Here is a 22,301-nt window from a genome sequence, read left to right as displayed (position 1 = left end):
TCCGGGCGTTACCCCTTCATTTGAACAACACCATATCAGTTGTATCAGTAGCTTTTCTTTTTACGGACGGCTACTGACCCCGCTGTCTATTCAACAAGCGGAACGTCTCGTCCGATGGAACTCATCAATATAATATCTGGTTGATTTCTTGGAACCACGATTAATAGTTACTCTGTTCCACACCTGGTCCTGAATTATTAACATTCCCAGTTTTTTCAGCTGTTTACCAAGATCCTTGATATCAAAGCATACGATTCGATTATTCAACTCCACATTTGTCTGATGGTTGAATACTTTAAGAGAACCGTTTACGTAGATTTCAAGTGCTGTGGCAATTCGCTGTGCCTGTGGTTCCTTCTGAGAACGAAGGCAGGCATATAAATCTCCCATGATCGGCATATTCTCCGGTCTTGGGTCTGCAAAATATTTCTGATAAACCAATGGCAGGCATCGGTCAATTACTGACTTTTCTTCGGCTTCAATACCATCACGACTTCCCATGATAAGCTCACATAAAGAAAGTACGAAATCCGACTTAATTCCAAGAGGATTATCATCATCAGAGTAGTCCATATTGATATCCATTGGATTGATATAATCCTTACTGGTTGGCGAGATGTGAATAACCTGACCACCTAAAGCATGCACCAGTGGATAATACTCACCCTCCGGATCTCCGATAATAATATCATCATTGGTTACGAAGAAAGCATTGGTAATCTCTCTCTTTGCCGCAAATGATTTACCGGAACCTGGTGTACCAAGAATCAGACCATTCGGGTTCTTCAGTTTCTTACGATCTACCATGATCATATTGTTGCTGAGAGCATTTAATCCATAATATAAGGATTCCCCCGGCATAAATAATTCCTGGGTTGTAAATGGAACAAAGATAGCCGTACTTGTAGTTGTCAGCGCTCGTTTGATCGGCACATGATTGACACCTAATGGTACACTGCTCATCAGTCCCTCTTCCTGCATGTAATCCAGACGCTTTAACACGCAGTTAAACTTCTGTGCGATTCCGGCAGTCTGAAATACTGCAGTTTCCAGTCCCTGTTTGGATTTTGCGGTATTTAAAAAGAGCGCTGTTACAAGAAACATACGCTCATTTCGTGACTGCAGATCTTCCAGAAGACGTTTGGCTTCACCACCGTAAGTATTCAGGTCAGATGGAATGATATCCATATCGTATCCTGATCTTACCGCCTTCTTCTGCTCTTCAATTTTCATGCGGTTGATATCTGTTACTTTACTCTTTACCAGCTTAATCGCCTTTGCCTGATCAACTGACTGGATGTGCAGATTGATCACAAGATTTTTGTCGATATCCAGGAAATCGGCAAGCATTTTATCTGTAAGCTCTGGCGCAAGAATCTGAAGATAAGACACTGCTCCGATGGTATTTCCCATCTTGAATGTCTTTCCATCCTTAAAAACAAAGCTGCTCGGTGCTACATAATCCTTGGTACCAAGACCGGTCTTTACAATCTGATTATAATCAAACATTGCCTGATTTCTCACATCCGGATTGAAGGTTTCAAACAAAATCTGAAGCCTCTCAGGACCACTAAGTGGATATGCCGGCACTCCCAGTACCTTGAAGTTATTTAAGATATCTGATTCAATACGTTCAAGCTTAGGCTTCGCTTCTTTAATGTTGTCAGCCTCAATAGAAAAAGTAATATACTTTGATTTCACCAGTCCATTATTACCCTTGGCCAACTGGCTCTTCAGCATCCTGGCATATTCCATACGTACATCATCAAAATCATCATACTGTGGCTGAATACGGATCACACTTTCGAATTCCGTCATGCTGCTCTTATGATTGATGAAGCTGAGCTGAAACTGAATACTGCTGTCGAAATAATTAAGGAAGTCGCACCAGTTCTCAAAGATAGCATTCTTATCCTCATTCTGTGCTAGCTGATAATTGATATCATAGAAACGAATGGTCTTAGAATACACCTTACCCTGAACTCTGCAGATTCCTTCTCTGGACATTTCCTTATATCGGATCGTCTTCTGGGCTGAAAGGCGCTTCTCTTCCTTCTTTTTCTGCTTAGCCTCGGCCTTCGCTTTCTCCCTGGCTTCAGCCTTCTGCTTTTCTTTTCGCTTGGCCTCAGCCTTTTTCTTCTTCTTTTTCTGTTTCTTTAATTCAGATTTAGAAGGCTTCTTATCTCGAACATCATCATCCCCTATCACCAGTTCATGCTGCTCCGAAAACAGAGTATCAAATGCTTCCTGTTTATCGAAAGACTGCATTTCTTCTAAATCCTTATCCTTTCTTTTGAACAATCACTGCTCCTCCTTTCCCTGGATTTGACATCTGATTCTTCTTTTTATCAGAACCTGTCTTTTTACTTTCATCCGGCTGTTTCTCCGGATCTGTTTCATAGTAATTTTCTGTTTCATAACGACGGATCGCCGGACGCAGGAATTTGACGCTAATCATATTCATCAGCACCTGCTCCAGATTCATTCCATCCTTTTCATACATGGCAAATAAAAATGCCGGCAGCATCAGAAGCACCATGACAGTTGCTGCATTGGTAGTTCCTATAATCTTTCTCGAAAGAAAATAGCACGGAAGACCGATTACCAAAGCAATACTGAAACAAATCAACTGTCTCTTGGTGAGATTCAGTGCCACCTTGTTCTTTACCCGATTTAAGTCCTTCGGGACACTTACATAGGCCATACTGCCCCTCCCTTCTGATTAGTGCGCATTAAAAATTGCCTTACTTAATGATCCTGTCTTAAATAAGCTAAAGCACAGAACCACGGTATAGGCCATTACGCCAAATAGTGATGAGCTTAAATTATCTGTAAACTGGATGCCTGCAACCAATACTGCATAGATTGCAACACATACCATCATCAGAAACGCCTGGAATGCCAGTGCAAATAAGCCCCTTAAATAGTTATTTCCTATCTGCCCCCATTCTCTGTTTGTCATAGTGGCAAATGGAATTGGTGCAACCGATGTGTAACAATAGATCTCAATCATTCGTCCATACATAATCACTGTGATTAGAACCGACATGATCTTCATACAGAAGCTGACTATCAGGGTTTCCAGTGCTACCACGACCAATTCTCCAACTTCCATAGCCTCCAATGTAGAGGATAGATCTGTCAGAGCGGATGAAATATCAATGGCTGTACTTCCTGTAATGACTCCCGCGGCGGAATTTACCACATGTTGTCCTACATCAAATACAGCCATCGTGATCGTAAATGTATTGCTGACCAGATATACAGCAATCCACATCTTTACGAAATACTTGAAAAACATCCAAGTGTCCATGTCGTGCATATTGTTTCTCTCTGTTATCATGCTGATCAGCTCATAACAGAGCACAAATGTAATGATAATTCCTGCAATCGGCACAATGACCGAATTGGACAGGTTTTGTATCATACTGAAAATACTACTGTTCCACCCTTGTGGGGTTTGCCCTACCTGGGCTGCAATCTCACCAGTCTTCTCATTGACCTGGGTGAACATGGAGTCCAGGTTAGAGTTAATAATCCCTGTCAGAAGACCTCTCATCCATTCCTCGATCGCATCAAAAATCTGATCGAACATGGACGTCCTCCTCTCTTATTAACCGAACAAACCACTTAATAGCGGAATCAACTGTGTTCCAATGAGAATGACGCCGCCACCACTCATCAGCTGCTTAATTCCCTGACTCTTCGCGCCAGGATTATCATTGCCATAACCTTCCATGAGGTTGATGACACCCCAGACACCTAAACCGGCTCCAATGGCCACAACGAGGGTCTGTAAAATCTGAATCGCCGAACTGAAAAAGGCCACCCCGCATGTCAGAAGATCCACTTTTTTCTCAACCTATCAGCGAATCTCCATTCTCCTTTCCTCAAAATTTAGGTAATATTAGCACTTCCTGTTATATCCACAGGGTGCCCGTATGCGCTCCCTCATGGTCAGCTCCCATTAGTCATCACTGCCGCAACACATGATATAGGCAAGAAGTTCCGGTCTCACTTTGCCAAGAAGCTCATCTAAACCCTCCTGATCAAGCTTTCGAAACTTAGGAAGCGTTCCGTGATCCCTGATTTCGCCTAACATCTGGCGGGAAAGGATTCGTCTGGCTTCTGCTTCAGCTTCGGTCTCTTCCAGATCAGAATCATCCGCAATCTCTTCGGAATCGAAATCATCATCCTCAAGTTCTAACTCGGGACCATCACAAAGACTGCAATAATGCTTCTTCGAACCAACCTTATAACCTGCAAATCCTGCAGCGATTGTTGCACCCAACATTAAAATAATTCCCTTCTTACTCATCTCTTGTTTCTCCTTCCATTTCTTCTGATTTCTCATCAAGATAAAGCAGTAAATATGACATATGCGTTGTCATCTCTGCCATTTCGTCTGCAAACAGGAAAGAGGATGCTACCACTTCCCCATTCGTATAAGTGTCATCACATCTGGCCTGCAGCCTATGAATCAGCTGAATCAGCTGAATCAGACGATCTTCTGCTCTTTCGTTTCCCAATACGGGAACAATATCAGTCAGATGCTGAATGTATGGCTCATAATCCAGTTCCAGTGAAGTAAACTGGAACACAAACAGATTTTCATTACGTCCGCTTCGTCTTTTAGCTTCAATCCACATGATCTTCTCCTTCCTCCACAGCAACTGCAGAGATATCCTCTTCTGTTACCGTAACTTCCCACATCTCGAACTCTGTATTTTCTGTGAGTCTTAACCGATGGGATAAATATTTTTCGACATCAAATTCGTTCTTCTTGTCATAATCAGCCAGTTCCTTATAGCGTTTGTGTCTGGTAATATCGAATTTGTCACTTAAAAAAGGACGTACACCACGCAGCTGAAGGATACATTTACTGCCATCCATAACTGCAAGTTCGTCCTTGCTCATAAGTTCTTTTCCTGTTTTTTGATAATTCAGACCATAGGATCTGTTCTGTCCTCGTGTATCTGAGGTGTTATACAGATCAATCGTTTCCTTTCCAAGAATTTCCGATATTTCCTTAAGTGTGGAACTTTCCTTGCCTCCAAGAAACAGCATAGTGTCGCAGTTACCGGTAATGGTTTCAGCTGCATCCTTATAAATTGTCTTAAGCTGCGACTGCGACTGAAGAATAATTGATGCTGAGATTTCACGGCTTCGAATTGTTGCTATCAATTTGTCGAATTTTGGAATCTGTCCAATGTTCGCAAACTCATCAAGCAGCAATCGTACATGGTAAGGCAATCGCCCTCCATGAACATCATCTGCTCTGTCACAAAGCAGATTGAATAACTGGGTGTACATGATCGCTACAATAAAATTGAAGGTGTCATCTGTATCAGAAATAATGACGAACATTGCCGTCTTCTGATCACCCAACATATCCAGTTCCATTTCGTCATAAGCCATAATGTCTCTTAATTCCTGAATATCGAATGGTGCTAATCTGGCACCACAGGAAATAAGAATTGATTTTGCAGTTTTGCCGGCCGCAAGCTTATATTTGCGGTATTGACGCACTGCGAAGTGTTCCGGATGCTCTGCTTCAAGCTCATCGAAAAGCTCATCCACCGCATTTTTGAATTCCTCATCCTCTTCCCTAGTCTCACTGGCATTGATAAATTCCAGAAGTGTTGCAAAATTCTGCTCTTCCTCCGGTGCTTCATACCAGATATATCCGATCAAAGCTGTGTACAGCAGTCGCTCCGCCTTGACCCAGAAATCTTCAGAAGACTTTTCTCCCTCTCCCTTGGTATTAGCAATGATTGTATTTACCAACTTCAGGATATCTTTCTCACTTCGGATATAGTGGAAAGGATTATAGTGCATGCTTTTCTTAAAATTAATAGTATTGAGCACCTTCACCTTATAGCCGTTATCAACCAGCATTTTTCCGCATTCGATAATGATGGTTCCTTTCGGGTCGGTTACAACATAGGAAATCTTTTCTCCCATCTGCATCAGATTCGGCTTCACATAGAATCTGGTCTTACCGGATCCGGAACCACCTATAATGATTACGTTTTTATTTCTGGCATATTTCGGCTGCTTTGGTCTTGAATTCATTGTCAATCGTTCCGTTTGAGTTAACAAAACATTGTTCTCAAATACTGGATCGATAAAGGGCTCGATATCTTTTGGTGTTCCCCATCGGGCTGAGCCATACTCTTCACCATGACGGAATTTCTTAGCATTTTTACTGCGGTATACAAGAACAGCCTTGAGCATTACTGCCGTTCCAACACCCCAGGCCAGATCTGTTAAAACAAAACTTGGCATAGGTTTTGTAAATGCTAATTGAAAATTCATCAGCATTACTCCAAGCTTCACAACTGCCGATGCCCCTACACAATGCCTGTATAACCATGCAGCCTTATCCGCTACATAAAATACAATTAAAAAAGGAAAGTTCATGACAACCACTTTCTTCAGATTGGCGCCCTGCAACTTTCCCCTTATAAATTCTGAAATTTTGCCGGGGCTCCTTGCCCTGGCTTTTGTCTTTTTCATCGTTCCTGATCCTTTCCTCTCTGCCTTGTACGCTGGCGCTGTCTGTGATTAACACGATGTATCGCCTTGGAAAGCTTTTTACGAATTGAAGGCTTCTTGGTCTTAAGAACCGTTTTGCCGGTATATTCCCTGAAAGCTGCTTCCATCACCTTTACATCTTTAGCCTTAAAGAAAACCATGTATCTCGGAGGATCAGTGGAAGCATCCTTCTTCAGACTGTAATCAATACCATATTTTCTGGCCACCCTATCAAATGACTTGATATTTTTATCGGTGATCTGAATATTAGTAAGTTCAGCCCCCTGCTCCTGCAGCTTCTTAATTGTCTGCTTACCCTTAGGCTTTCTGGCCTCCTGTTTCTGTTTTTCCTTGGCACGCCCTCTTTCCTGTGCCTTACCATTCTTCTCAGCCTGTTTTTCATTATCTTTTGCTGATAAATATTTGGTCATAGCAGCCATCAAGGTCCTTGCCGTCATCTTTGTTGCCTGTACACAGAGATTAAAGGTCTTATCATTTACTTCTTCCTGCAAATTTATTCACCTACTCTTTCTACAACTGGTAATATTCCCATATCCTTTAAAAGATAATAGAGAAATTCTCTTCCTTTTTGTGTCCATAACGTATGCATCACTGTCTGGGAAGACCCCGGAATCTGATAGGTCTGACTATGCACATATCCTTTTCCCTGATATTTTGCATATAAGACCCATTGGCCATTTGACTTATACTGAATACTCTTTTCCTTTAAAATCAGATTTAACTGTTTTGCACTCATGCCATAATCCTTTGCAACCTGTGTCATCGTCACAAGGGATGGCGACTGCAGTATTTCATCCAGATATTTAGCTTTTGGCTCCAGAACCTCTATCAGGGACTGCTTTTCGGTCAATCGTTCTTCTAATAACAGACACTGGCCTTTCCACTCCAGTAACTGCTCTTCTGAAAATTTGATCGCCCTTGCCATCACCTGCATCGGACTATTCCAGGCCTTCTCCAGTTCAAGGAAATACTGCCGATATAACTTGCCTTTTTCTGTACGAAGTAACATGCAAAGCTGCTTTGCCATATCAACAGAAATCATAAATTCATTACGGCTGACCGTATTTCCCTGCGCTGTTTTATGCTCTACCACCAGGATCCTGTAATCTGATCCTTCCTCAAAACCATATTTCACCATACGCGAAAACCACATGGTAAATGGGGTCTCGATTTCCAGATGCTCATGCAGCTCTCTGGCAGATATTCTTGGAACATCACCGTTGTAATCAACATTCATAAGTTGATCCATTGTTCCTACTCCTTTTCCCTCGCATTTCTTTTTGTATCTTTGCAATACAATAGCCGATACAAATACGATTTCTTCCATATGGGCAGCCATCACAGTTACCCTTTTCTGTTTTCGGTTTCTGCTTGGTGGTCTTGATCAAATAATGACATTCCGCAAGGCAGCACCCACGCTTTCTACTCGTCCACCAGTAACAGTATTCACAAGACCAGGGCTTATCCTCCTGATACTTAGCGCCCGCGATCTTTGCCTTATCATCAATTCTGTAATCTTGATTTTCCATAACCTGTTTCCTCACCTTCATGCATTATTTCTGATAATTCATCCTCTATAGCAGCTGCTACTGCGAGCAGAACAGTGAAACCAGCCATAAGAAGGAACGCTCCACTGTACACAATACCCCTCAGAATCATCTTCATTATTTTTTTGACCATGCCAATTACCCCGTGTCTCAACAATTAGAGACTTACATCATTTGTTCTTGTCTTCGGCTTCATTGTTTTGGGAGCTGATCCAATTGCCTCTTTCTTCTCTGAGAGCTTTCCAAGGACTGATTCCCTGGTTTTGTAGGACTCTAAAAGACTTTTCAGCTCCGTATTTGCAACATTTCTATATTCTGTTTTCCATATTTTCTTGCCATTGGCATCTATTCCGGTATTTACACTTCTTGCCAGTCTGGTAGTTCCGTCTTCCGGCAACTTCATCCACATACCCTTTCCAAACTGATTCTCATGAACCATCTTTGGAGAAATCACAAAGGATTCCCATGGTCTGCTATCCTTTGAATCTGCATTTGGAATCTTGATTTCAACCAGCTCATTGCCATTTTTTGAAATGAATGGTTCTCCAACCAGACCTCTTCCGAATTTAATCGTGACCTCTTTGGGCTCTTCAGGGAGAAATGCTTCCCCTGATGCCATCGCTTCCTCTGCTTCTCTCACGAAATCCGGAATATCGCCAGGCATTGTCATTCTGTCATTTGCCATTATTACCTCCAAAAAAACAAGCGTCCATAGACGGTTTTTCGCATCTATGAACGCTCATTTATCACTTTATTTTACTGTCTCTTCTTACGGCGAAGAGTAATTACAGCACCACCGATTCCTGCGATTGCAATAGCAAGCATAGTAATCCATACCATGATATTTCTATCATCACCTGTTTTAGGTGTTCCATTGGATGGCTTATCCGGAGTGCCAGGTTCTGATGGATTAGAAGGCTTCGCTTCATCCACCATAGTTACATGCTGCACCTCTGCAGTATCCTTTACCTCAAATTCAACATCGTTAGCTACAAGATAACCGTCCGGTGCTGTTTCCTCATGAAGGGTATACTTGCCGATCTTCAGCATTTCGATATAATGTGGCTCTGTAGTAGAAGTCCAGCTTTCAACAACTTTTCCATCAGCATCATAGATAGTAAGTTTTGCACCAGGGATTTCCTTACCGGCAATATCCTGCTTGGAAATCTCAACCTTGGTAACATCATCCTTCATCTGATGCTTCTGTACTTCAGCTGTATTTTCAATTGTGAACTCAATACTTTCAGCAGTTACATAACCATCTGCAGGCTGTGTTTCTGAGAGTGTGTATTTCTTTCCAACAACAAGCTCCTTAATAATATGAGGCTCCTCTGTTGATGTCCATTCATCTACAACCTTGCCCTCTTCATCAACCACCTTTAACTTACAACCAGGAATTTCCTTACCACCTGTAAGATCTGTTTTTGTAATTTCAACAGTAGTAGGCTCATCCTCGAAAGTATATTCAAAAATTACTGCATCGACTGCATCACCTTCATAATCGAAGACAAATTCCTGCTGTTCCTCAGCATTTACAAATCCTTCCGGTGCATAGAGCTCCTTAACGTAGTAAGAGGCTCCGATAGGAAGATCTGCAACAAATGTGATCTTACCATCTTTGTCTGTTTTCTTAAGCTCGATGATTTCGTTTGCTTCAATAAGCACATTACCGGAAGTAGCAGATTTGATATCTTCTTTTGCAAAAAGTCCAAACACACCACCTTCAAGTACGCGGTCAGTTCCCTTTTCTTTTTTCAGGATCTGTACAACTACTCTCTGACGATTATTCTGCCAGCTCTCATCATAAACTACGATTGGAGTATTCTGATCTACATAGGAAAGGTCTACATGACGAATTTCTTCATCAAGAACATAACCATATGCAGTTCCTACTTCCTTCACATAGTATTTACCGAGTGGAAGGTTATCAAGTTCCGCAATACCTGTTGCATCTGTAGTGATTGTTGCAATCAGGTCACCGGCCTTATAATAATCCTCACTGACACCATCTGCGGCCTTAATATCCTCTTCTGCATATACTTCAAAGGATACTTCGGTAAGACTTCCAGTCACATAATTGAAGAGATGCTCTACAATTCCCTTTGCCTTATCTAATAAAGATACGGAATCCAGGAATTCTCCCTTTTTGTTCACGATCAGCTTGCCAACCGGAACCTCATCCTTCATCTCTACTGCCTGAACATCTGCAGTATCTTCAATTGTAAATTCAATTTCATTTGCAACCAGATATCCGTATGGAGCAAATTCCTCACGAAGTACATAAGTTTCTCCAACCACAAGATATTTGATTACATGAGCTTCATCTGCTTTGGAAGTCCAGCTATCTACGATATTTCCGTCCTTATCGATGACCTGAAGATAAGCACCCTCAAGTTCAACACCTGTTGTAATATCAGACTTTGTAACCTCAACAGTTGTAGGTTCGTTTTTCTTTACAGTTGAAAGCTCTACTACCTGTACGTCCTGTCCCTGGTAAGATGCATCAAATGTAAGTACCTCATCAGAAGAAACGAATCCGGCCGGTGCCTTCATCTCTTTCACATAGTACTGGCCAAGTGGCAGATCAAGCGTGCATGTAGCCTTACCCTCTGCATCAGAAGTCATCTCCTGAAGCATTGTGTCAGCAGCTACAATAACCTCACCATCAGCATTTACAATATCTTCTGCATTGAAGATTCCGAATACTGCACCTTCTACCACATTTCCAGTGCTCGCATCCTGCTTTTCAACAGTAAGCGCTACTTTCTGGCGGTCGTCCGTACAATTTACAGAATCATAAATAACTGCTGTGTTCTGATCCACATATGCAAATTCTGCATCCATTGGAATTGTATTAAGCACAAATCCTTCCGGTGCGTTTGTTTCCTTCACATAGTATTTGCCTAATGGAAGGTTTGTAATAGTTGCATGTCCCTCTGCATCTGTTACCACAGTTGCAACAAGAGCATTTTCTGCATAATACATAAGACGGTTGCCTCCTGCATCACGCTGGTGATCTGCAGTATAAATGTTTTCTGCAGCATAAACTTCAAACTGAGCACCTGCAAGACCTCTGACCTCATAATGGAAATCTTCATCATAGCTTACAAGCATTTCACCCTGTTTGATAATAGAAAGCTGTCCCTTAACCGGATGATTCTCGTATTCTACTTCGATGATGATATCTCCACTGAGTTCATCAATCTGGTATGCAGTGTTGGAATCAACTTCTACGGTTACATATACATCAGAAAGAGTATATCCTTCCGGTGCATTCACTTCTTCGATTCGATAACTGCCAGGACGAAGACTCTTTGGAAGGATCAGATATCCATTGTTATCTGTCTTGAAGGATTTATGAATTACAGTAGATGGGTAAGTTGTTGCCTGCTCTACATATTTCAGTCTTTCAAGATCATATACCTTGAATTCGGTATTTGGTAAAAGAACTGTTTTCTTTGTCTCATCATCCTTCTTCACAATTTTAAGCTTAGCCTCAAATTCAGCATCTAAAAGCACACGCCAGGTCTGTGGAGTGTTTGGATGATTCTCATTGATTGTTACAATAAAATCGTCTACTGGTGTAAAGTTGTGCTTGCTGGTAGTCTCTCTTACAAGATAAGTACCATATGGAAGTGCAATTGATTTTGCATATCCCTTCTCATCAGTAAACATCTCAGTTGCGCCATCTGTAGTGATCACTACCGGCTTAGCGTTTGACATATCATAAGATCCGTCTGCCTTTACCTTAAGGTCACTTACAAGATAAGCAGAAAATCCAACGCCGGATAACAAATCTGCATCTGTCTTTCCATTGTTTGCTGCTTTGATAATCTGGAATGGCTGCTTGATTACAGTTTCTTTAGAAATAGTATTTCTCTCAACTGTAGGAACATTCGCACCTTCATAACTGCAGTTTACGTCATGCTCCTCTGTATCTAAGAGATATCCTGTTGGAGCAGTGATCTCTTTCAGATAATATTTGCCAAGATAGAGCTTTGTTACAGACGCTTCACCATTCTTATCTGTAGTAAGTGAAGTAACGAGTTCACCCGCCTTATAAATCACACCTGTTGTCCCATCAGGATGAACGATATCCTCACGAGCATATAAGCCATAAACAGCACCTTCTAAAGTAGCATCGCCCTGGGCCTTATTGCCTGTTTCAGCATCCTGTTTAGATAAAGCAATTCTCGCATCAACTCTCTTATCTGTTACATTTTTGGAAGTTGTCTTGCCAATATTTAATGAAACATTGTAGCTATTGGCATCGATTGTATAACCTGTAGGAACTGAGATCTCCTTCAGATATACAACTTCCTGTGTTTTTTCTAAAGTTACCTTTGATGCACCGTTTTTATCTGTTGCTGGCATCTGTTTGATCAGCTTTGTACAAGCCGCATCGCTATAAATACCATATACAGCACCGGCAAGTGCATTGGAAGTTTCCTTATCCTTCTTAACAATGGAAACATAACATTCTTTCGTCCAAGTCACCTTAAAGTCAACATACTTCTCATTGCCAACACCTTCACCAAATACAAGTGCCAGGTCCTGAGTACCGGAACCTGTTGTGATCTTATAAGCAGTATATTCCTTATCAATACTGCCTCGCATCTTTGTTGAGAAAGAAGCGTTCACATCCTCTGCCTGAGTTAATGGTGCTGTCAGATAGAACTGAGTTCCACCGTTGATTTCGACCTCTGCCCCTGCAGCACTGGTCTTTCCTGTTGAAACATTTACAAGCTTAACTCCGCTAGGAAGCTTAAAGGTAATAGTCTGAAGAGTATCTGCCTTGAAAGTAATTGTTTCAGTTCTCTGAGAATTACCTTCTACATAAGCCTTCACATCATCCTTTGAAAAGCTCATATCAACATCCGGAATCTCCGGCATGTTCACACAGTAGTTATAAAGTTCCATTGCTAATGACTGACCTGTGGAGTTAGTTCCTGAAGCCCAGTCTGAAGAACCGTTAGCATACGCCGCTGCAATATGAGTGATGATAAATCTTTTTCCAGTTGAAAAATCTGGATGCTTCTCATCGAAGAAACCATTCTCATCACTTGCCTTGGTTCCGTAATAGCACACCTTTGCAAGCGTTTTGTTATCACCAAACTTTGTAATGGTATAAGTACCGTCATCCGGTCCAGTCTTAGAAGGCTGTACACAGTAAGCTGTTGCTGTAATGCCACCCCATGATACATAATATGGAGCTGTGATATATGAACCAAGTCCATAATCCGCATAGTGATACCAGCTTCCTCTTGTAATAGATACATTCTGACTACCAGTATCAGATGCAGCAAGAAGCATTGGCATAGCAAATGTTACTGTCTCACCAATTTCAAGCTCTTCTAAATCAACATCCTGCTCGACAGCTTCTTCAAGTACCTCTGAGAGCGTAATTCCTGTTTCCGGATCCACCGTCTCCTGATCTTCAGAAGCTTCGATTTCTGCGTCGAACTCATCATCAGTAAGAATTGTACCTTCTTCATCAGAAATATCTGTCTCATCATCAGTATTTACTTCTGTCGTGATTTCAGTTTCAGATTCCTCTGCTGGCTGCTCTGCTTCCATATATTGATCCGAGTCAGCATCCTCATCTCCGGACATTTCCTCGGTTTCACCAGAACCGGAATCATAATCCGATGAGCCATCCGTATTTACTGTACTCTCTGCCTGTGATTCTCTTTCCTTCACCACCAGTTTTCTACTAATCTGGTACATTGGATGATCAGTCATCTGTGGTTCGACATAATATACAGCCTCGTAAGTATCCTCATGATCTGTTGAAAACTCTTCGCCGTCATCATTCATCGCCTGCTGAAATTTGACCTTGACCTTCTCATCTACAGGAATCTCAATTCCAGTAAAATCAGTTTTTACATCGAAACTATCTCCAACATACATAGTGTAATCATATGCTGTAACCACTTCGTCTGCGTCCAACTGATCCTTTACATCTCTGTAATAAGGAACAGATGTATCCGATGGTTCTGCCGCATATGTTACCATAGGCTGTACCACCGTACTTGCCACAGTAAGCATTGCCAGAAAACACGAAATAACTCTTTTGGTTTTTCCTTGAATTCTCATTTTTCTTTTTGTCCTTTCATCATTATTGATTTCTTAGTTGCTACCATTCATGAAAATCCGCTAAGTTTTCATATTTGAATGCCTCCTTTCGCTGTTCTTGCACTGTTTGGGACAGTCAGTGCATCACCTGAAGTGAGTTCTGAGATAACAGCACAAAAATATGGCGGTATTCATTTTTCAACGAACACCGCCACATGGTTTCTGCTGTCATCCTCCATTATTCGGATTCGACAACATGATCAGACTTAAAGTTATGAGCGTTTTCCTGTTCTATCCCAGACCCGTTCCTATATTGACTTCCTATTGTCCAATACGTTTCCTTTCAAGAGACACGCATAATGCATATTCAGATGAAGTATCATTCTGGGCAGGTAATTCTGTTTTCAAGGTGCATCGGGTTTTAACCCCTTCACCTAATGGAATTTCCAAGGCCCATATGAAACACATAATCTGAAATTTTTTATTTTTTTTCGTTCCAGTACCCAAACCTGATTAAAAGATCCGCCAGTTTCTTCTTTGTGCGACTGTTTAACTGACTGAGTGCCTGCGGAGTCACCTTATAATCAGGCGATACGCTTTTCACCTGTTCTCCATCAATAAATACTCTGTAGAAAACATCCCATTCTTTTTCTGTCAGATTCTTTTCAATCAGATCCATTAATTCTTTCTCAATATAAGAAGCAAGAAGATCCTGTTTCTTATCTCCTAATGCCGCACAATCCTCAGAAAATTCACTGTAGGAAGTACAATGATTCTTTAAAGTACGCTCAAAATTGTTTTCCAGTCGTTCCTCTCCCTCCATAAAAAGACGGATATACCAAGCCTCTTCTTCTAAAACTGCAGCTTTCATCTTACTTTTCTGTCCATCTAAAAATTCATAAGACATATCTCCGCAAGCATGAAGTGAAAATGTAGTCTGTGCATATCCGTTGGAATAAACAACATAACCATTGGCATAAACTGTTACCTCTGCGTTCTGTGGAAGGACCTCTTTTACTACCACATCAACATTCTCACGGAGATACTGAAAGCCAGGTACTCTTTCCCTGCTGTCTGCAACTACTACCATTTTCTTTAATTCTTTTAATGTCATCATATTGACCACCTTTCTGCCTTTCGGCTCGGGTGGTCTGCGACTCTTCCTGTTAATAGAAAAAGGCAGCGAAAACAGTCCCAGACGCACCCGTTTTTTTTAACGGGAGCTAACTGAGACTCCATCTCGCTACCTAATGGCTGATATCAGTCGAGCCCTTAGATAATATGAAAGAATTTAATTTTTCTAATTTTTGCCTTTCACCTAATGGAAAATAAAAGACCGGTCATGAAACACCGAATTTCAATTTTTTGCAAAAAAATAGAGGCCAGACACCTGTACCTTCTACTGCAGTGCTTATAACGCACTGAAATACAGATGTCTGACCCCGCTTAGCCTTCGCCCGACCCACTTGCCGGACGGCACAATATTCAATTCGAGTGACTAACCCTTACTGGCCCCTGCATACTTTAACTTCATATACATCGACCGAATTTTTCTTCTGGCGAACCTGTGCATCATTTCCTCTTCGAAGAATCTCTACAATTCTCTTAACCGTTCTCTGATCCAGCTTGCATTCGCGCTCTTCTTCAATTACAAATTGTGTTTCCTTATTAGTTACGACATATGTTTTATTGCTCTGTCTCATCATCAGCCCTCCAGGTAATCTTTTTCAAAGTGTCACCCCAACGGATAAAGGGAAATGAAAACCGTTGATGAGTTATCTACAGGCAAGTTCCGTCGCACCGAAGCAGCGCTGCCTGTAATATATAATATGAAATGGAACAACGCTTCGATCTGCCCCATCCGGATAGCTGCTGTACCACTTTCGCAGCCATTGCCGGTTACTTGCTGTTCATCAGCTATGACTGTATTATAATTCGATAATCTCTCGATGTCAATAATAAATTCTCCCATTTGTCTATTTTCTTGTTGACTTCGAAAAATAGGCGTATTATAATGAAACCATCAAAACAGGGAATAACCCAAACGTATTATAGAAGGGAGGACTTGTTATGGCACAGAATCATGGAAATGTGATCCAGTTTTCAGGCAAAAGCCATACCTCAGGCCCGAATCACTCCTACCAGGGAGCAAAACTGAAAGAAGAAAATCTATTAGGTAAGAAAATTACAGAAGCGCGTAAGAATTTAAAACTCACTCAGAAGGATCTTGCCGAAAAGATGGCGGATTACGATATCCAGGTTTCCGCTGGTGCCATTAGCAAGTGGGAAAAAGGTGACTCAATGCCTAACCCTTATCAGCTCTTTGCACTCTGCTACGCACTGCAGATCGATAATGTACTCTCCTATTTTACCGGAGCATCGCCAGAGGCTTATGACTTCTCACCAGAGCTCAGTCAGAAGGGTCTGAATCTTCTCCAGTTATTTAAAGAAGTACTGGTATCATCCGGACAATATGCTCCTAGAAGCAGACGAGGCAGCTATGCTGAACCTGAAGAAGAAATCGAAGTAAAAGTTTATGATGAGCCTGCCGCAGCTGGTCCTGGTAACCCACTCAGTGAAGGCTCTTTCGAGATGGTAAGCTATCCGATCAGTCTTATCCCTGAAGGAACTGACTTTGGCATCCGAGTATCCGGTGTCAGCATGTATCCAAGATATGTGGATCGCCAGGTTGTGTATGTGGAACAGACTAATGAAATCTATAACGGAGAAATCGGTGTCTTCTGCTACGATGGCGAGGCTTATATTAAAAAATATATTCAGGAACAACCTTCTGCAGCTGAAGTGCAGGATTATATTAATGAAAATGGAATGATTGTTCCAAAGATCACTCTTCTGTCCCTAAACAGAGAATGTGAACACCTGGATGTACACGTTACTCCTGGACATGAATTCCGTGTCATCGGACGTGTATTAAATTAAACATTGGAACATCTTATGCTCAATATGTTTACACATACTGTGAATATGGGACTCTTGGCGATATAGCTATGGGCTTCTTTGTCGAATCAGATAACATACCAACAGGCGGCATTTGCTTTAGGAATATTGAACAAACTCCCATACGGATTCTTCCTGATGATTATGATGTAGAATTTAATCCCAACGAATTCTACCGCCTTGATCCCAGAAACTTTATAACATTTTCCTTTTCATCCCCTGAAAGTATCGACTTTGTTATCTTCGTCTTGAAATACGTCAAAAGAATTGCCTTTCAGAATGAGCATTAAAGAAAAAATTTTATGAAAGCATATCAAATCTTTAAATCTCAATTAGAAGATAATATCTAATTCCACCAAGCAACACTACAAGACCTGTCTGTAAGCAATCATCTTAAACCATGTTTAGTTACGGACAGGTATGTTGATTATTGTATTATTGGAAAAGCTGTTCTGAATTCTATTTTGCACAAAATAAGGAATCGTACATTTCTCTGTGTGTAAAATAATTATACGATCTGCAGCCTCCTGCGCACCAACTTCCATATTCGCATCCTTTGCATTTTCCATTTAATTGGTCCAATGTAAATTTTCGATTATATGCGAAAGAGTCTGGAGCATTCCATATTTCATAGAGAGACTTTTCCCTTAAATTACCTTCGACAAACGCTTCGTCATACATAGATTCGCATCCTCTAACATTTCCAACGCTATCAATTCCGATGTTTGTCAAGCCAGCTCTACATCCCAGATAAACTGCTCTACCGCTAGTGTTTCCACGTATGCAGCCCTCACTTGCTGTGTAATATCCAATATTATCTGCTACACCCACAGCAAAGTAAGAATTGTGGATATGCTTTTCAACAAAGGATATTACTCTTTTAAAATCAATATTTGTTGAAAGCTCTCCTTTGGATGCGTTCCCCATTGGCGAACAGGCCTGTAACTGCCAGGCAAATATTCCCTTGGTTTTTAATATCTCGAACATCTCATCTAGGCATTCTACGTTTTCGCTATGTAATGTACTTATTACAGAAACCGGAATATTATTTTCAGTCAGTTTGTCAATCGCCTTAAGCGCACGTTGAAAACTTCCCGCTTGTCTGTATTTATCGTGCACAGCCTCCGGTCCATCTAAAGAGATTGCTATGGACTCAATATTACATGCCTTAATATCCACAACCAAATCATCTGAAAATATATAACCATTTGTGATTATGGATACCTTAACATTTCTGTCAGTGAGAGCTTTTGAAATAATCTTCCAGTCTGTTCTCATGAAGACTTCTCCACCAATCAAGGAAACCCTACGACATCCCATATCCGCTAGTTGTTCTGCTACTCTAAGGCATTCTTCAGTTGTCAACTCGTTCTCACGTGCCTTTCCTGCTCGTGATCCACAATAATTACATGAAAAACAACAGGCAAGTGTAATTTCCCATACACAGGAATGTAATTGATATACAACATTATTTCTCATAGATCACTTCCTCTTGAACAAACGTTTAAGAAAACCATCTTTTTCCCTTTTTTCTACCATTATCTCTGGTGATGCATATACACATGCAATTGGTGGAGTGTCTGGAGTATTTCTCTTTCGAATTTCAATTCCACAATATATGCAATATGTGCTTGCTAAGCGATTGGCAGCTCCACAATGCGGACAAAATTGACATGTATCTGCAGCATTCGCAGGTGCGCTGGCTTTTCCGCATACACCACAAAAGTCTCCACCATTTTTAACAGAGTTTCCACAATACATACAAAACGCCGCTTTATTTCTCGTTTCCTTAGCTTCGTCTTTCATTCTCTTCTGTTTATTCTGATAATCCATGATCATTTCCGGAGATCCATATATTTCTTCCATCATAAGATCATCCTCATCATTTCCAACAACAATTGAATGCATATATGGATATGTCTGTTCAGAAGGAGTCCTCTCATTTCTATGTATCATTTCTGGTGATGCATATACACACGCCATGGACATATCTGCTTCTAACATCTCTAACTCCGATAGATGTGCTTCTAAACACTCTGTCAAACGAGATAATAATCGCACGAGATTTTCATATCTTTCTTCCAGAGTATGAATACTACCTTCTAAATCATAGGCCATTTCGCCGCCTAGCCATTTTTGTTTGCACCAATAGTCAACAGCATTCTTGCTATCAATCATTGCCTTTTCCATGGCAGAAAAATCGCTCCCACTAAAAGATGGTCTTTCTCGAAGATCTGAAACAAATTTTTTATCCAGCACAACAACCCTCGATGCGAAAGTACTATTCTCTTCAATACATTCTACACTATCTATATAGTCACAAATCAATTCAGATAACTTTTTAACACCATTGCCATAGTGATAAAGGAAAGCTAACTCTTTATCCATATTTTCAGGTGGTACTATTCCGTCATTAACAGAACCCTCAAAAAAAGAAAAATTCTCCATGAAGATAGCATGGAATTCCGATATTTCTTTTACGGTTTGTCTGCACTTATCCAATAATTCCGGATTTTTTATCTTCAAATCAAACACTATTTTCACCCCATTCAGAACATTTTTTTCAATTGTTATTCTATCACAAATGAACTGTTTTCTCGATGATTATATAAACTGCAAATTCCGCCCCGATGGGGCACTGATTCCAATCTGACCGGTGCAGCCATTCCGGACTAACGGTGCGGCTATTCCGATACAAGCGGTGCGCCTTTCTTTATAATAGACGATGTAACTATTAACCGTCTGTTGAGAAAGGAGTGCCATATGCAAAGTTACTCAACTATTATCGGCGTAATAGAATTACGCCAGAGTGGTGTCGGCTACCGAACCACCAAAAAACGGTACAACATAGGCAACAGTACCATCACCCTCATTATGAACCGCTTTCAGGAACTCGGGATTCCCCTCGATGAGCTGAAAGCAATGCCACCGAAGAAAGTGGAAGAATCTTTCTACCCGCCGGAGAATCTGCGCCACGCTGACAAAGAACCACCGGATTTCTTTAAAATCCATCAGCAGATGCTTGCGATGGACACGCCGGATCTTTCTTTTGTATGGATGGAGTACTACAAAAAGGAAAAACCGAACGGCTACCAGTTGTCACAGTTCTACAAACTGTACGGAGACTTTCTCAAGGAAAATTTTGGCCAGGACTCCGTATCCATGCCAGTGGAACGTATCCCCGGCGAAAAGATGTACATTGACTGGGTTGGAAACCAGCCGGAGCTTTTAACTGACCCCGCCACAGGCGAGATTCGGAAAGTCCACGTGTTCGCCACTACCCTTGGGTTCAGCAGTTGCGTCTACGCCGAAATATTTGCGGACGAGAAGCTTCCAAACTTCATCAGCGGCGTCGTACATGCGCTGGAATACTACGGGGCTATCCCCAAATATCTCGTACCGGATAATCTGCGAACCGCTATTTCCAAGCACTCCAAAGACGAGCTTACTCTGAACTCGGCATTTTCAGATCTGGAGGATTTTTACGATACAATCGTGTTGCCTCCGCCGCCGCGCAAGCCCCGCGGAAAATCCACAGTTGAAAACCACGTCCGTTTCCTGGAGACCCATCTGATCGAGCGGCTGAAGGACGGTGTTTATACCAGCATTGAGGCGCTGAACCGGAAAACACAGAAAATAATAGCGGCGATCAACCAGGATGGCTTCCGGAATAAGAACGACATCCGCCAGACGCGTTCGTACGCATTCGAGACCTATGACAAGCCGCGGATGAAGCCTCTCCCGTTTGGCAGCTTTACGACTTGCGATTACAGGTATTTCCTGCGTGTACCGGATAATTACCATCTTGAGTATGACGGCCACTATTACTCTGTATTGTACACGCATCACGGAAAACCTGCAATGCTGAAAGCTACCATGAGTGAGATCCGCATCTGTGATGAGAACAATCGCCTTCTCTGTACCCATGCGAGGTCGTATAAGGACTTCCCGCGCTACATCACGGACGACAGCCATATGCCGCCGGAGCACCGGTATTACAAGGAATTGAACATGCATGATGGCGCGTATTACCGCCGGTGGGCTTCTGTCTATGGGGAGCCTATGGTAATTCTCATCGACCGGGTTCTGCGGAGCGTCAAGCACGAGGAACAGGCTTATAACAGCTGTAAAGGCATCCTGCACATGTGCAACGATGTTCCGCGCCACGTTGTGGCGGAAGCAGCCCAGACTTGTGTAGATGCCTCTGCCTGCAAGTATTCTTACTTCAAGAAAGCGCTCAGCCGACTGGTCAATCACGAATCTGACAAGGATGGCACTTCCAGGCATCTCCCGGAACATGAAAACATCAGAGGGAGGGACAGCTATCAATGAGCATGGTAACATCCTCTCCCCTGAATAACGATGAAATCCTCCTTTGCGAACGCCTCCGATCAATGAAGTTGTCCGGGATGGCGGATGCCTTTGCAACGCAGATGCAGGATCCCAACGCCGACCTGCTGCCGTTTATGGAACGTTTTACAGAGATAGTCAATCAGGAGTGGCAGAACCGGTATGACAAAAAATTCAACCGTTTTTTAAAGAGGGCCCATCTCCGCTATCCGGATGCCAACCTGGATCAGACCATCTATGACCCTGCACGAAAACTGGATGCCACAGCGATTGAGCGGCTGGCGACCTGCCATTGGATAGATGAAGGAAAGAATCTCCTGATCACTGGGATGACAAGCAGCGGCAAGACCTATCTGAGCAATGCCCTGTGTATTTCCGCACTGCGCCAGCTGAAAACAGTACGCTATATCCGTGCCAATACGCTGATGCTTGAACTGGAACAGGCCAGGCTGAAAGCCACATACCTGGACTATGTAACTGCTATGGCCAGTCTTGATCTTTTGGCCATTGATGACTTCGGGCTTATGGAGCTCGACCTGGATAAATGCCGCGACCTGTTTGAAGTCATCGATGGGCGCGATGGACGCAGGTCAACTATCATCATCTCACAGTTCCCCATCAAGTCGTGGTTCGACCTGTTTAAGGAACACACTTATGCGGATGCCTGCCTGGCACGCATAACCGATAAACGTCACAGTTACCGACTGGAGATGAACGGAATCAGTATGCGCGAAGCTGAAAGATAATCACTATTGTCCCAAGGGGCGGTGCTCCGCACCGTTATAAACGGAATGAGCGCACCGTTGGTGCGGA

19 protein-coding genes and 1 pseudogene are annotated in these 22,301 nt (G+C 42.1%); 3 read left to right on the top strand and 17 right to left on the bottom strand.

Annotated elements, in window-relative coordinates:
- Positions 1-114: 114 nt before the first annotated feature.
- The 15 genes and pseudogenes from ACY2VT_RS02735 to ACY2VT_RS02665 all read right to left on the bottom strand — a co-directional run.
- Positions 115-2,205: pseudogene (locus ACY2VT_RS02735) on the bottom strand (VirB4-like conjugal transfer ATPase, CD1110 family); the annotation flags it as partial.
- A 76-nt stretch (positions 2,206-2,281) separates the two neighbouring features.
- Positions 2,282-2,704 (bottom strand): PrgI family protein, encoded by a 423-nt coding sequence (locus tag ACY2VT_RS02730; RefSeq protein ID WP_461878782.1) that lies wholly within the window; start codon positions 2,702-2,704, stop codon positions 2,282-2,284.
- Between the two features lie 18 nt (positions 2,705-2,722).
- Entirely contained in the window at positions 2,723-3,595 is an 873-nt protein-coding gene (locus tag ACY2VT_RS02725) for a VirB6/TrbL-like conjugal transfer protein, CD1112 family (protein ID WP_461878781.1), read from the bottom strand.
- Positions 3,596-3,613: 18 nt separating this feature from the next.
- Positions 3,614-3,829 (bottom strand): Maff2 family mobile element protein, encoded by a 216-nt coding sequence (locus ACY2VT_RS02720; protein ID WP_461878787.1) that lies wholly within the window; start codon positions 3,827-3,829, stop codon positions 3,614-3,616.
- 138 nt (positions 3,830-3,967) lie between these two features.
- Positions 3,968-4,318 (bottom strand): hypothetical protein, encoded by a 351-nt coding sequence (locus ACY2VT_RS02715; protein WP_461878780.1) that lies wholly within the window; start codon positions 4,316-4,318, stop codon positions 3,968-3,970.
- The gene (locus tag ACY2VT_RS02710; RefSeq protein WP_461878779.1) at positions 4,311-4,649 is read right to left on the bottom strand and encodes a hypothetical protein; all 339 of its coding nucleotides are present in this window, start codon (positions 4,647-4,649) and stop codon (positions 4,311-4,313) included. The genes ACY2VT_RS02715 and ACY2VT_RS02710 overlap by 8 nt, the downstream gene beginning before the upstream one ends.
- Positions 4,639-6,423 carry a VirD4-like conjugal transfer protein, CD1115 family gene (locus tag ACY2VT_RS02705; RefSeq protein WP_461878786.1) on the bottom strand — a complete coding sequence of 595 codons (1,785 nt, stop codon included), beginning with the start codon at positions 6,421-6,423 and terminating at the stop codon, positions 4,639-4,641. The genes ACY2VT_RS02710 and ACY2VT_RS02705 overlap by 11 nt, the downstream gene beginning before the upstream one ends.
- 92 nt (positions 6,424-6,515) lie before the next feature.
- Complete coding sequence (locus tag ACY2VT_RS02700; RefSeq protein ID WP_461878778.1) at positions 6,516-7,049, bottom strand: PcfB family protein; 534 nt, start codon at positions 7,047-7,049, stop codon at positions 6,516-6,518.
- A gap of 2 nt (positions 7,050-7,051) precedes the next feature.
- Positions 7,052-7,885 carry a phage antirepressor KilAC domain-containing protein gene (locus tag ACY2VT_RS02695; RefSeq protein ID WP_461878777.1) on the bottom strand — a complete coding sequence of 278 codons (834 nt, stop codon included), beginning with the start codon at positions 7,883-7,885 and terminating at the stop codon, positions 7,052-7,054.
- Between the two features lie 176 nt (positions 7,886-8,061).
- A complete protein-coding gene (locus ACY2VT_RS02690; protein WP_461878776.1) occupies positions 8,062-8,259 on the bottom strand; it encodes a hypothetical protein in 198 nt (65 codons plus the stop codon).
- 3 nt (positions 8,260-8,262) lie between these two features.
- The gene (locus ACY2VT_RS02685) at positions 8,263-8,790 is read right to left on the bottom strand and encodes a hypothetical protein (RefSeq protein ID WP_461878775.1); all 528 of its coding nucleotides are present in this window, start codon (positions 8,788-8,790) and stop codon (positions 8,263-8,265) included.
- Between the two features lie 71 nt (positions 8,791-8,861).
- Positions 8,862-14,201, bottom strand: coding sequence for a SpaA isopeptide-forming pilin-related protein (locus ACY2VT_RS02680; protein ID WP_461878774.1), 5,340 nt, complete (start codon positions 14,199-14,201; stop codon positions 8,862-8,864).
- Positions 14,202-14,661: 460 nt separating this feature from the next.
- The gene (locus ACY2VT_RS02675; protein ID WP_461878773.1) at positions 14,662-15,297 is read right to left on the bottom strand and encodes a hypothetical protein; all 636 of its coding nucleotides are present in this window, start codon (positions 15,295-15,297) and stop codon (positions 14,662-14,664) included.
- 388 nt (positions 15,298-15,685) lie between these two features.
- On the bottom strand, positions 15,686-15,886 hold the full coding sequence (locus tag ACY2VT_RS02670; protein ID WP_461878772.1) for a hypothetical protein: 201 nt from the start codon (positions 15,884-15,886) through the stop codon (positions 15,686-15,688).
- Positions 15,887-15,915: 29 nt separating this feature from the next.
- Positions 15,916-16,152: a hypothetical protein gene (locus ACY2VT_RS02665; protein WP_461878771.1), complete on the bottom strand. Its 237-nt coding sequence runs from the start codon at positions 16,150-16,152 to the stop codon at positions 15,916-15,918.
- Positions 16,153-16,250: 98 nt separating this feature from the next.
- Here ACY2VT_RS02665 and ACY2VT_RS02660 point away from each other — a divergent pair, with 98 nt between their 5' ends.
- Positions 16,251-17,120 (top strand): XRE family transcriptional regulator, encoded by an 870-nt coding sequence (locus ACY2VT_RS02660; protein ID WP_461878770.1) that lies wholly within the window; start codon positions 16,251-16,253, stop codon positions 17,118-17,120.
- Between the two features lie 477 nt (positions 17,121-17,597).
- Here ACY2VT_RS02660 and ACY2VT_RS02655 read toward each other — a convergent pair whose 3' ends face one another.
- A complete protein-coding gene (locus ACY2VT_RS02655) occupies positions 17,598-18,617 on the bottom strand; it encodes a radical SAM protein (RefSeq protein WP_461878769.1) in 1,020 nt (339 codons plus the stop codon).
- Between the two features lie 3 nt (positions 18,618-18,620).
- Positions 18,621-19,682, bottom strand: coding sequence for a zinc ribbon domain-containing protein (locus ACY2VT_RS02650; RefSeq protein ID WP_461878768.1), 1,062 nt, complete (start codon positions 19,680-19,682; stop codon positions 18,621-18,623).
- 219 nt (positions 19,683-19,901) lie between these two features.
- Here ACY2VT_RS02650 and ACY2VT_RS02645 point away from each other — a divergent pair, with 219 nt between their 5' ends.
- Together ACY2VT_RS02645 and ACY2VT_RS02640 are read left to right on the top strand one after the other, a co-directional pair.
- Positions 19,902-21,470, top strand: a complete 1,569-nt coding sequence (locus tag ACY2VT_RS02645; RefSeq protein WP_461878767.1) for a Mu transposase domain-containing protein — start codon at positions 19,902-19,904, stop codon at positions 21,468-21,470.
- Complete coding sequence (locus tag ACY2VT_RS02640; RefSeq protein WP_461878766.1) at positions 21,467-22,234, top strand: ATP-binding protein; 768 nt, start codon at positions 21,467-21,469, stop codon at positions 22,232-22,234. Before ACY2VT_RS02645 ends, ACY2VT_RS02640 begins: the two co-directional genes overlap by 4 nt.
- Positions 22,235-22,301 lie beyond the last annotated feature (67 nt).

The organism is Fusicatenibacter sp., from assembly GCF_050872605.1.
In the GTDB taxonomy this organism is placed as follows: domain Bacteria; phylum Bacillota; class Clostridia; order Lachnospirales; family Lachnospiraceae; genus Fusicatenibacter.
Note: the sequence above shows the minus strand (reverse complement) of the source record. Positions and strands in the feature narration are given on the sequence as shown.

What these genes read in the sequence shown, in the direction of transcription:
- ACY2VT_RS02640 (WP_461878766.1), top strand. Translation starts at nt 21,467, where the DNA reads ATGAGCATGGTAACATCCTCTCCCCTGAATAACGATGAAATCCTCCTT.
- ACY2VT_RS02665 (WP_461878771.1), bottom strand. Translation starts at nt 16,152, where the DNA reads ATGGGAGAATTTATTATTGACATCGAGAGATTATCGAATTATAATACA.
- ACY2VT_RS02715 (WP_461878780.1), bottom strand. Translation starts at nt 4,318, where the DNA reads ATGAGTAAGAAGGGAATTATTTTAATGTTGGGTGCAACAATCGCTGCA.
- ACY2VT_RS02730 (WP_461878782.1), bottom strand. Translation starts at nt 2,704, where the DNA reads ATGGCCTATGTAAGTGTCCCGAAGGACTTAAATCGGGTAAAGAACAAG.
- ACY2VT_RS02725 (WP_461878781.1), bottom strand. Translation starts at nt 3,595, where the DNA reads ATGTTCGATCAGATTTTTGATGCGATCGAGGAATGGATGAGAGGTCTT.
- ACY2VT_RS02670 (WP_461878772.1), bottom strand. Translation starts at nt 15,886, where the DNA reads ATGATGAGACAGAGCAATAAAACATATGTCGTAACTAATAAGGAAACA.
- ACY2VT_RS02660 (WP_461878770.1), top strand. Translation starts at nt 16,251, where the DNA reads ATGGCACAGAATCATGGAAATGTGATCCAGTTTTCAGGCAAAAGCCAT.
- ACY2VT_RS02695 (WP_461878777.1), bottom strand. Translation starts at nt 7,885, where the DNA reads ATGGAAGAAATCGTATTTGTATCGGCTATTGTATTGCAAAGATACAAA.
- ACY2VT_RS02685 (WP_461878775.1), bottom strand. Translation starts at nt 8,790, where the DNA reads ATGGCAAATGACAGAATGACAATGCCTGGCGATATTCCGGATTTCGTG.
- ACY2VT_RS02675 (WP_461878773.1), bottom strand. Translation starts at nt 15,297, where the DNA reads ATGATGACATTAAAAGAATTAAAGAAAATGGTAGTAGTTGCAGACAGC.
- ACY2VT_RS02645 (WP_461878767.1), top strand. Translation starts at nt 19,902, where the DNA reads ATGCAAAGTTACTCAACTATTATCGGCGTAATAGAATTACGCCAGAGT.
- ACY2VT_RS02705 (WP_461878786.1), bottom strand. Translation starts at nt 6,423, where the DNA reads ATGAACTTTCCTTTTTTAATTGTATTTTATGTAGCGGATAAGGCTGCA.
- ACY2VT_RS02680 (WP_461878774.1), bottom strand. Translation starts at nt 14,201, where the DNA reads ATGAGAATTCAAGGAAAAACCAAAAGAGTTATTTCGTGTTTTCTGGCA.
- ACY2VT_RS02710 (WP_461878779.1), bottom strand. Translation starts at nt 4,649, where the DNA reads ATGTGGATTGAAGCTAAAAGACGAAGCGGACGTAATGAAAATCTGTTT.
- ACY2VT_RS02655 (WP_461878769.1), bottom strand. Translation starts at nt 18,617, where the DNA reads ATGAGAAATAATGTTGTATATCAATTACATTCCTGTGTATGGGAAATT.